The 12,263-nt window shown below is 38.4% G+C and carries 4 protein-coding genes; all 4 read left to right on the forward strand.

What is annotated here, in order from left to right; genetic code table 11:
• Positions 1-91: 91 nt before the first annotated feature.
• Entirely contained in the window at positions 92-5,737 is a 5,646-nt protein-coding gene (locus ATO12_RS24315; protein WP_394331730.1) for an HYR domain-containing protein, read from the forward strand.
• A gap of 76 nt (positions 5,738-5,813) precedes the next feature.
• Positions 5,814-6,770 carry a PorP/SprF family type IX secretion system membrane protein gene (locus tag ATO12_RS24320; RefSeq protein WP_034247647.1) on the forward strand — a complete coding sequence of 319 codons (957 nt, stop codon included), beginning with the start codon at positions 5,814-5,816 and terminating at the stop codon, positions 6,768-6,770.
• Positions 6,771-7,356: 586 nt separating this feature from the next.
• Positions 7,357-7,701 (forward strand): hypothetical protein, encoded by a 345-nt coding sequence (locus tag ATO12_RS24325; RefSeq protein WP_034247649.1) that lies wholly within the window; start codon positions 7,357-7,359, stop codon positions 7,699-7,701.
• Positions 7,702-7,865: 164 nt separating this feature from the next.
• On the forward strand, positions 7,866-12,263 hold a 4,398-nt coding region (locus ATO12_RS24330), incomplete at its 3' end, for a beta strand repeat-containing protein (RefSeq protein WP_034247651.1).

Below are 12,263 nucleotides of genomic sequence, written 5' to 3' on the forward strand. Positions count from 1 at the left end.
TCCGGCCACAGTAAATGTAAATGTAGACGCTGGATTATGTACCGCCAGCAGTGTTGCTTTAGGTACCCCAACGACTTCAGATAATTGTGCAGTGGCAAGTGTCACTAACGATGCACCGGCAACCTTTCCAGTAGGAGATACGACAGTGACGTGGACAGTGACCGATAGCTCTGGTAATACTGCGACTTGTACCCAAACAATAACAGTAACCGATACTATTGATCCAACAATCAGTTGTCCAGCGACTGTAAATGTAAATGTTGATGCAGGAAGTTGTGTAGCGACAGGAGTTACTTTAGGTACACCAACGACTTCAGATAATTGTGCAGTGGCTAGTGTAACCAATGATGCACCGGCAACCTTTCCAGTAGGAGATACGACAGTGACGTGGACAGTGACCGATAGCTCTGGTAATACTGCGACTTGTACCCAAACAATAACAGTAACCGATACTATTGATCCAACGATCAGTTGTCCAGCGACTGTAAATGTAAATGTTGATGCTGGTCTATGTACAGCCAGTAGTGTTACTTTAGGTACACCAACGACTTCAGATAATTGTACGATAGCAAGTGTAACCAATGATGCACCAGCAACTTTCCCACTAGGAGATACAATAGTAACCTGGACGGTAACGGATAGCTCTGGTAATACCGCTACCTGTACGCAAACCGTAACCGTAACTGATAACATTGATCCAACAATCAGTTGTCCAGCTACAGTAAATGTAAATGTTGATGCTGGTCTATGTACAGCCAGTAGTGTTGCTTTAGGTACACCAACGACTTCAGATAATTGTGCAGTGGCAAGTGTGACTAACGATGCACCTGGAGTTTTCCCATTAGGAGATACAACGGTCACCTGGACGGTAACGGATAGTTCTGGTAATACAGCGACTTGTACACAAACAGTAACAGTAACGGATAACATTGATCCAACAATAGTATGTGCTGCAGATGTAAGTGTAAATGTAAATCCTGGAAGTTGTATCGCAACAGGAGTTACTTTAGTTACACCCACAATTTCTGATAATTGTACTGTAGTGAGTACTACTAATGATTCTCCGGGGACTTTTCCGATAGGAGATACAACGGTAACTTGGATGGTAACGGATAGTTCTGGTAATACAGCTACCTGTACCCAAACGGTAACAGTAATAGATAATATTGATCCAACGATCAGTTGCCCAGCGACAGTAAATGTAAATGTAGATGCAGGCTTATGCACCGCCAGTAGTGTTACTTTAGGTACTCCAACGACTTCAGATAATTGTACAATAGCTAGTGTCACTAATGATGCACCAGTAACTTTCCCACTAGGAGATACCACGGTAACCTGGACAGTGACAGATAGTTCAGGAAATACAGCGACTTGTACGCAAACCGTAACCGTAACTGATAATATAGATCCGGTAATTACATGTCCGGCCACAGTAAATGTAAATGTTGACGCTGGATTATGTACTGCAAGCAGTGTTGCTTTAGATACACCAACGACTTCAGATAATTGTACAGTAGCTAGTGTGACTAATGATGCACCTGGAGTTTTCCCATTAGGAGACACCACGGTAACCTGGACGGTAACCGATAGCTCTGGTAATACCGCTACCTGTACCCAAACGGTAACCGTAACTGATAATATTGATCCAACGATTAGTTGCCCAGCTACAGTAAATGTAAATGTTGATGCAGGAAGTTGTGTAGCGACAGGAGTTACTTTAGGTACACCAACAACATCAGATAATTGTGCAGTGGCCAGTGTGACTAACGATGCACCGGCAACCTTCCCGCTAGGAGATACAACAGTAACCTGGACCGTAACCGATAGCTCTGGTAATACCGCTACCTGTACGCAAATCGTAACAGTAACGGATAACATTGATCCAACGATTAGTTGTCCAGCCACAGTAAATGTTAATGTTGACGCTGGTCTATGTACTGCGAGTAGTGTTGCTTTAGGTACACCAACAACTTCAGATAATTGTGCAGTGGCTAGTGTAACCAACGATGCACCGGCAACCTTCCCATTAGGAGATACGACCGTAACCTGGACGGTAACGGATAGCTCTGGTAATACCGCTACCTGTACCCAAACGGTAACCGTAACCGATAATATTGATCCGGTAATTGCATGTCCAGCCACCGTAAATGTAAATGTAGATGCAGGCTTATGTACTGCCAGTAGTGTTGCTTTAGGTACACCAACAACTTCAGATAATTGTGCAGTGGCTAGTGTAACTAATGATGCACCGGGAGTTTTCCCATTAGGAGACACCACGGTGACTTGGACAGTGACCGATAGTTCTGGTAATACCGCTACCTGTACTCAAACCGTAACCGTAACTGATACTATTGATCCAACGATTAGTTGCCCAGCTACAGTAAATGTAAATGTTGATGCAGGAAGTTGTGTAGCGACAGGAGTTACTTTAGGTACCCCAACAACATCAGATAATTGTGCAGTGGCCAGTGTGACTAACGATGCACCGGCAACCTTCCCGCTAGGAGATACAACAGTTACCTGGACCGTAACGGATAATTCTGGTAATACTGCGACTTGTACGCAAACCGTAACAGTAACGGATAACATTGATCCAACGATTAGTTGTCCAGCTACAGTAAATGTTAATGTTGACGCTGGATTATGTACTGCGAGTAGTGTTGCTTTAGGTACACCAACAACTTCAGATAATTGTGCAGTGGCCAGTGTGACTAATGACGCGCCAGCAGCCTTCCCAGTAGGAGATACGACAGTGACGTGGACAGTAACAGATAACTCTGGTAATACCGCTACCTGTACTCAAACCGTAACCGTAACTGATAATATAGATCCGGTAATTGCATGTCCAGCTACAGTAAATGTTAATGTAGATGCCGGATTATGTACCGCCAGTGGAGTTACTTTAGGCACACCTACTACTTCAGATAATTGTGCAGTGGCTAGTGTAACTAATGATGCACCGGGAGTTTTCCCACTAGGAGATACGACTGTAACCTGGACAGTAACCGATAGTTCAGGTAATACTGCGACTTGTACTCAAACGGTAACCGTAACTGATACTATTGATCCAACGATTAGTTGTCCAGCGACTGTAAATGTAAATGTAGATGCAGGCTTATGTACTGCCAGTAGTGTTGCTTTAGGTACACCAACAACCTCAGATAATTGTGCAGTGGCGAGTGTGACTAATGATGCACCGGTAACCTTCCCATTAGGAGATACTACAGTAACCTGGACAGTAACGGATAGTTCTGGTAATACCGCTACCTGTACGCAAACGGTAACAGTAACGGATAACATTGATCCAACAATCAGTTGCCCTGCAACCGTAAACGTTAATGTTGACGCTGGTTTATGTACTGCAAGTAGTATTGCCTTAGGTACACCGACCACTTCAGATAATTGTGCAGTGGCGAGTGTAACCAATGATGCACCTGGAGTTTTCCCATTAGGAGATACGACAGTGACCTGGACAGTGACTGATAGTTCTGGTAATACGGCTACCTGTATGCAAACAGTAACGGTAACAGATAATGAAGCTCCGGTAGCTAATGTTATTCCATTACCTGATGTAATAGGGGAATGTAGTGCTACAGCAATAGCTCCAACAGCAACAGATAATTGTGGAGGAATAATAACTGCAACAACTACAGATCCTACAAATTATACAGTAATCGGAACATATACGATTACCTGGACTTATGATGATGGAAATGGCAATACAAGCCAACAAACACAAACGGTGATAGTACAAGATACAGGAATTCCGGTTCCTGATGTTAATCCATTACCTGATGTAGTAGGGGAGTGTAGTGCAACAATAACTACTATTCCAACTGCTACAGATGGATGCGGAGGAGTCGTAACTATAAATGGAACAACTACAGACCCTTTAACATATACAACGCAAGGAACTTTTATAGTAACCTGGACTTATGACGATGGTAATGGTAATGTAGTTCAACAGACACAAAATGTTATTGTTGACGATACTACCGACCCTACAATAGTATGTCCAGCAGATATAATAAGTGTTAATGTTGATGCAGGTTTATGTACTGCAAGTGGAGTTACTTTAGGTACACCAACAACCTCAGATAATTGTGCAGTGGCTAGTGTAACCAATGATGCACCAGGAGTTTTCCCGTTAGGAAATACAACTGTAACCTGGACAGTAACCGACGGTTCTGGTAATATAGCTACCTGCACTCAAACAGTAATGGTAACCGATAATATCAATCCAACAATAATATGCCCGGCAGATGTGAGTGTGAATGTAGATGCAGCAAGTTGTGTAGCGACAGGAGTTGCTCTTGTTACCCCAACAACTTCAGATAATTGTTCCGTTGTTAGTACGGTTAGCGATGCACCGGCGATCTTCCCATTAGGAGATACGATCATAACTTGGACAGTAACAGATAGTTCAGGAAATACAGCTACTTGTACACAAACTGTAACTGTAATAGATAATATAAATCCGGTAATTACGAATTGCCCATCAAATATAGTTCAGACAGCAACTGCTAACACGTGTAATGCTGTTGTTAACTGGACACTACCTACTGCGACCGATAACTGTACAGATCCATTAATTATTAGTAGTACACATAATCCTGGTGATGCATTTCCGGTAGGAACAACTACAGTGACTTATACATTTAGTGATACTTCTGGAAATAGTGAAACTTGTACTTTTGATATAACTGTACCAACCGTAACAGAAGCTAATAATGATATTGTAGTTATTAATGGAAGTATAGGAGGTAGCTCTGCTAATATTGTAGATGTTAACGATCTGTTAGATTGTAACCCTGCTACATTAGGAACAAATGTTGTTATATCAGCAGTTACAGATTCTGATTCTGGTGATGGTGTTAGTCTAGATCCAATAACAGGAATAATAACTGTATTACCAAATACAACACCAGGAGAATATACTATAAATTATACGCTGTGTAGTATCACTACCCCTGTGGTATGCGACGATGCTATAATAGTTATTACTGTAGCAGTTGCAAATGATATTTCTAATCTGGCATTAACTAAGACAGCTTCATATGTAGATACAAATGGAGATGATATTTCTAATGCAGGAGATGAAATACGATATACTTTTACTATAGAAAATAGAGGCAATGTAGATATTACTAATATTATTCTTAATGATCCATTGCCAGGAGTTGAAGTAATAGGTGGCCCGATTGATTTAGCTGCAGGAGAAACAGATACGGATAGTTTTACAGCAACTTATGTCCTAACAGAAGAAGATATACGTTCTGGTAGTGTATCTAATCAAGCTACCGTAACTGGCCAAAATCCAGATGGTTTGGATGTATCTGATATATCTGATGACCCATTAAATGATACCAATATTGATTTAGATAATGATGGTGATTTTGAAGATGAAACTGTATTTGTAATTGTACCAGAAGATATCATTATATATACAGGAATTACTCCTAATGGGGATGGTGTTAATGATGAGTTTAGGATTATGGGACTAAGCGATTTTCCTAAAAACACGTTACAGATATTTAACCGTTGGGGGGTTAAGGTGTTTGAGCAGGATGGGTATGAACAACCAGGCGTGAGATTTTTCAGAGGAATTTCTAGTGGAAGACAGACTATAAATGGAAAAGAAGAATTACCTGTTGGAACATACTATTATGTTCTTGAATATGAAAATGCCAGTGGAGTCCAAAAATCTAGAGCTGGATATTTATATATTAACAGATAATCAACCAAAATTTAGATTCCCACGAGTATTGATGTACTTACTCGTGGGTTAAATTAAAATAGTTCTACTAAAACGGATGAAAAAAATAAAGATAATAGTTGTGGCAGCATTTTTGAGCGTTACTTTTTTTACCAGTTATGCACAACAAGATGCTCAGTACACTCAGTATATGTATAACACTATAAGTGTCAACCCTGCCTATGCAGGTAGTCGAGGAGTACTAAGTATTATGGGTCTTCATCGTAGTCAATGGGTTGGTTTAGATGGAGCACCTCGTACCCAGACCCTTACCTTTAACACTCCTATTGGTGGTAATGAGCGAGTTGGTTTAGGTCTATCTATAGTTAATGATCAGATTGGTCCTACCGATGAGACGTATTTTGATATTGATTTTTCATATACACTTCCCACTTCTGAAACAGGCAAGTTAAGCTTAGGTATAAAAGCCGGAGGTCATTTATTAAATGTTGATTTTCAAAAGTTATCACAATTTAATAGCAATGATGCTTTGTTTGAGAACAATATAGATAATAAATTTAGTCCTAATGTTGGAGTTGGAGTGTATTATCATACCGATAAGTTTTATGTAGGATTAAGTGCTCCAAATTTATTAGAGACAGATCATTTTGATGAGAGTACTACTACCAGTAGTAGTGATGCTGTTAGTTTTTTGGCTGAGGAGCGTATCAATTATTATTTGATAGCAGGTCATGTTTTTGATTTGAGTGATACAGTTAAGTTTAAGCCCGCAGTTTTAAGTAAGTTGGTTTTTGGTGCTCCTTTACAGGTAGATGTTTCGGCAAATTTTTTATTGTATGATCGATTGACATTGGGAGCTGCTTATCGTTGGAGTGCTGCTTTAAGTGGTACTATAGGATTTCAGATTTCCGATTCCTTAATGATTGGTTTTGCATATGATCGAGAAACGACAGAATTAGGTCAGAGTCAATTTAATGATGGCAGTTATGAGGTATTTCTCAGATTCGAACTCTTTAAAAAATACAATAGAATGCTAACACCTCGTTTCTTTTAATCAAAATTGCATTACAACTCAAATTGCATTATATTATTTACCGTTATAATCTACTATATAAAAATATTTTATTCCAGTAGATGCTTAGAGTAAATGAAATAGCATCTCTCATAGTTTCTTACATATCTAATCTTTTTCTTACGCAATAACCAATTATGTGATCATAAATACGGCGAAACCATATTTATTTTGAGTTTTTAATGTATTTATAATTAAGGATTTATATATAAATTTATGATGTTGAGAAAAACATGATATAAGTCATCATTTTTTAAATTATTGTTGCGTATATAAAAAATTACATTTGATAAATATATTTCCTATTTCATCTTATTGATGTATTTTCTTTTTTAATGCCTAATGATATATTATTGTTAAAAATGCATCCCAATGTTTTTCTTTCCAAATTAAATACACATAAATTTTTAATGAGTAAGTGATAGTGTTTCACTCTAAAAAAGATTAAAATGGATAACAAATAAACAATAGTAAGTACATATAGAAAACAATCCGGCAATTATAAACTTTTGGCGAGCCAGTAATTGTAAGGATTTGAATAACGATAAATTTTAAACAAACCACCATTATGAGGTTCCTTTTTTTTATATCAAAAGATATATCTTCTTTTATTCAGAATAGCTATACGAGCTACATTCAAAAACAAGTTGATAACTTACCTAATTACAGAGCGTTATTTTTAACAGGAATAATTACTATTTTACTGGGAGCATATTCTTTTATAGCATATTCTTTTTTAGAAACTTCTTCGGTGCTTATAGAGCATAAAAATTATCATAACACACAGAGAAAAATTGGAGAAATTACAACCAATTTTAACGATAAATACGCTTATAGATTTCTTTGGGAATCTAACCTTCATAAAGAGAGATGTTTACATCTTAATAACAAAAAACACAAGATTTTTTGCTAATAGAGAGATTAGTCATTCGTCGAAATAAAATAGCTTTTCGTCGATAAAAAAAGCCTTTTCGACACTATTTTTTGCTATTTTAACAAAAATATATGTTAATTTCGAATAGTTTATTTTTCAATTTCCAGGACCATTTACCCTTTGTTATCAAATAAAACAATTTTATGATAAATTTTACTCAATTCTTGCATTGTAAAAAAAGATCATTTTTCTTTTTTATTTTTATTTTATTTCTAGGTAGTCAGATAAATGCTCAAGTGGTTACTACTTGGGGATCTTTGTCAGGTACGGTTCCAGAGAATAATTTTCAGACGAGTAGTTTGTCTTCGATAGGAGATGGAGTAACTGTTGTAACAGTTGATATCACTAGATCACCTTCATCGAGTGTAGGAGGAGCAGTTAATGCAGTTGCACCAAGCTCTACATTGGTAAACAGTTTTAATAATGCCAGGACTACAGTTGGAATTTCAGGTAATACTTATACTTATACATTTAGTGAACCTGTGCATGTTATTTTGAGTTCTCAAGAACATAGTAATCTTATTCGAACAGAAAATATAAAAATATCTAGTCCTGATGCAGGTGCTTCATTTTCTGGAAATTTAACAAATCCCCAAAACGGGCATTTTATAAATAATAATAACACTTCAGAAATTCATATAGGCTCTAAAAGTACAATCACCACTGCAGGAACATATTGGACAGTAGAGAGTAATATTGCAATAACTACTTTATCGGTAGAATATTATGTTATCGATGCAATAGAAGCCGCTTCTGGAGAACCATTTACCATGGATTTATCTCCAAACCCATGGATTAGGTTAGATACTACAAATGTTACGGGAGCTGGCGGAATAAATATCAATTCTACAGCTTGTTCGACAGGATGGGAGCCGTTGGATAATACCAATACGGGCGCAACTTCAGAATTGGTAGCTCCGCATGGAATCCAGTCTATGACAGTTACACTTACTAATGAACAGGATATAGGCCAGGAAGAACTTACTATGACGGGAGGATTTACTGGTATTTTGGTTTCTGGAAATAATACGACTAGTTTGACAATCACTAATGATGGTAATGCAACAATATCAGAATTTAGACAAGCATTGGATGATATTTTTTATCTAAATAATTTGGTAAACCCAACCACAGGAGTAAATCGATTGATTGATATCCAGATAACAGATTTTTATGGGGGTACTTCCAATATAGCGACTGCTTCCTTTCCTATAACAAGAGGTCCACAATCAGGGTCTACTAATGGTCAACTGGTTATTTTTACAGGCGATGGACCTACAGATCTATTTACTGGTTTGGATGGCACTGAGGATGCTGGGGGTACATGGGTAGATGTAAGTGGTACAGGAGCCTTAAGCGGAAGTATAGTAGATGAAGCTACTTTACCGTTAGGAGGAAGTATTTTTAGATATGACGTGACAGGAGGAGCACCATGTAGCACTGCCTCTACAACTGTAGTCATCATTAAGATGAGCAATACAGAAATAGCACTTTCTTCTCCTTCTGCTTGCGGAGAACTGGTTACTGCATATACAAATCCATTACAGTCTGCAAATTCTGACGATCCAATATTTGTTTTTGATTCAGGTTCAGGAGAATTAGTTTGCCCTACAGGATCTGCAGGTACCATTTATGATTGGTATATTTTTAACCCTACTAGTAATTCATATGACGCTTATGCCTTGGCCTCAACTCCTGTACAGACAGGTTTGGCCGATGGAGGATATCTTGTTGTAAGAAATGATGGAGGCACGGTAGAAGAAGGTAGAGCATGGATTTGGAATTCATCTTTAGTTATGGATGCAGGTACGCCACAAACTGTATGTGCAGGAGATACTGTAAATTTAGCAGGTGCTGGTACTGTTACTAATCCGGTGTACACATATTATGATCCGGTACCCAGACCATTTCCTATTACTGCTACAACAGAGATTAGTATAACATTTGATGCTACACACACTTATGTTTCTGATTTAGGATTTTTTGCAGTTGCTCCCGATGGAACTACTACAGTTACTTTAGGGCCAAATCAGGGAAATACTTGTAATTCTGGCGATAATGTAACTAATTTAACATTTACAAATGATGCAGTTGGAAGTGTATTTAATTTTTGTGCGCAACCGGCACCTCTAACAGGAACTCATGATCAATATTTTGATGGAACATCTACATCAGCTATAGATTGGTCACCATTTTATGGTTTTGATGCCAGACAAGGAGGGTGGGCAGTGCAAATTTATGATTGCGTAGGAGCAGATACAGGTACGTTGGATGGCGCTACCATTATATTCGATGATGGATTAGGTAATGTTGTAACATATACGAGTGGTTCAATATCTGTTGCAATAAATGATAATTCATGCACACCGGCTTCAGCTTCAATTTATGTAGTTCCTTTTACACCTGCAATTCCGGGTGTTGATAATTCAATTTCATTGTCTGATGGTATTGGAGTTGGAGGAGCAGGAGGATACGAATGGTCATATAGCACAACAGGTCCAGCTGGACCTTGGTCAGGAGCTTTTGAAAATAGTACATTAACACCATCAAGAATAGTTAATGAAACTACCTGGTTTAGGATAGTAGGAGATAATGGGGTTAGCTGCTCTACTGAAGATATAGTTCAGGTAACTGTAATAGATGAACCAAATTCTGGTACTGGTACTGATGAATATGCCTGTGCTGGGGATGCAGTAATTAATCTTAATACTTTGATTACGGGAGCTGATATTGGAGGAACCTGGAGTGTTTCAGGATCTTCCCCAGATAATCCGGGAAGTGATTTTAATGCAGGGGCCGCAACATATGACCCAGTAACTGGAGGCATATACATTTTTGATTATACAGTTTCTGCAACAGGACCCTGTATTACTAATGCTGTAACTTCTGTAACGGTGTCAGTTCAGGCATCGCCAAATTCTGGTATAAACAATACAATTTATGCAACTTTAGGAGACGGTACAATAAATTTACTATCTAATCTTCTAGGAACCCCAGATCCATTTGGTATTTGGAGTCTTAATGGAGCTAGTGATAATCCAGGAGCCAGCTTTGATTCCTCTACAGGAACAGTGGATACAAATACACTAACCGATGGGACTTACATATTTGATTATTCATTAACAAGTTGTACGACATCAACATCTTCTGTAACGATAATATTTACAACATTAGATACAGATAATGATAATGTAGGAAACCTCATAGATATTGACGATGATAACGATGGGGTTTTGGATACAGTAGAAAATACATTAGGAGTAAATCCTTCTTTAGATGCAGATAATGACGGTATCCCTAACTACCAAGATTTTAATAATAATGGAAGTGGAACCGCACCTGTTTGTGTAGATGGTAATCTGGATGGGATTTGTGATACATTGGATCCTGTTTTTGATTTTGATGGAGATGGGGTTCCTAATCATTTAGATTTAGACAGTGATAATGATGGAATCTATGATGTTATTGAAGCTGGGGGAACTCTTAGCAGTGCTGTAGGGCAAGAAGGTCGACATGATGATAATGATAATAATACAAACAATACAGCAACTAATGGTGTACCTTCTCTAGCGAATGGTGGAGCAGGGAATACTCCAACAGACACGGGTAGTAATGGTAGTCTGGATTATATAACATTAGATAGTGATGGTGATGGTTGTAGTGATGCGAATGAAGCTTATGCCGATGCAAATGCCGATGGTGGTGATGGTGGAGTGTATAACCCTTCTAACACAGCAGCAGAACCGTTAACATTAGGAGCAGGTACAGTAAATGCTAATGGAGTAGTTGTGGCTGCAGTGTATACCACTCCTGCTAATGCAGATGGAATAGCACCAACAAATAATACACAGTTTGATTTTCAACAGGTCGGAACCGTACCAACAATAACTACACAACCAGTTAATATAACAACTAATGGAGTAGGCTCGGTAACTTTTGAGGTAGAACCAGATATAAACTATTATACATATCAATGGCAGGTTGATGATCAAAGCGGTGGTGGTTTTGTCACTATTGACCCAGCCAATGTCGTAGATATTTATACAGGTAGTGATACTACAATATTAACATTAACGGGAGCAACTGCAACTGAAGATGGATATGTATACCAGGTGATTATAACAGATGATTCTTACATTTGTTCATCTACTACCTCTAATTCTGCGACTTTAACTATTGATACGACTGCACCAACAGCAGATACGTTTACTACTAATGATATTACGCCTACTTTAACAGGAACCGGAGAGGCCAATGAGACCTTAACGATTACCGTAGATGAGAATGGAGATGGTACACCAGAGGTTACTTATACCGTAACTACAGATGCCGCTGGAGATTGGAGTATTGATACTGGAGTTGCAGTACCGGATAGTGGTAGTTTACCTGTATTAACCGATGATGATACTTTAGATGTAGTGGCTACAGATGCCGGAGGAAATAGTGGAGCTGGAGTAGTGACTATTGATCTTACTGCACCAACAGCAGATACATTTACAACAAACGATATTACTCCAACCTTAACAGGAACCGGAGAGGCC

Source organism: Aquimarina atlantica (assembly GCF_000626715.1).
Lineage (GTDB): Bacteria > Bacteroidota > Bacteroidia > Flavobacteriales > Flavobacteriaceae > Aquimarina > Aquimarina atlantica.

Excerpts from the sequence above, each read along its gene's own strand:
- ATO12_RS24325 (WP_034247649.1), top strand. The coding sequence starts at position 7,357 with ATGAGGTTCCTTTTTTTTATATCAAAAGATATATCTTCTTTTATTCAG.
- ATO12_RS24320 (WP_034247647.1), top strand. The coding sequence starts at position 5,814 with ATGAAAAAAATAAAGATAATAGTTGTGGCAGCATTTTTGAGCGTTACT.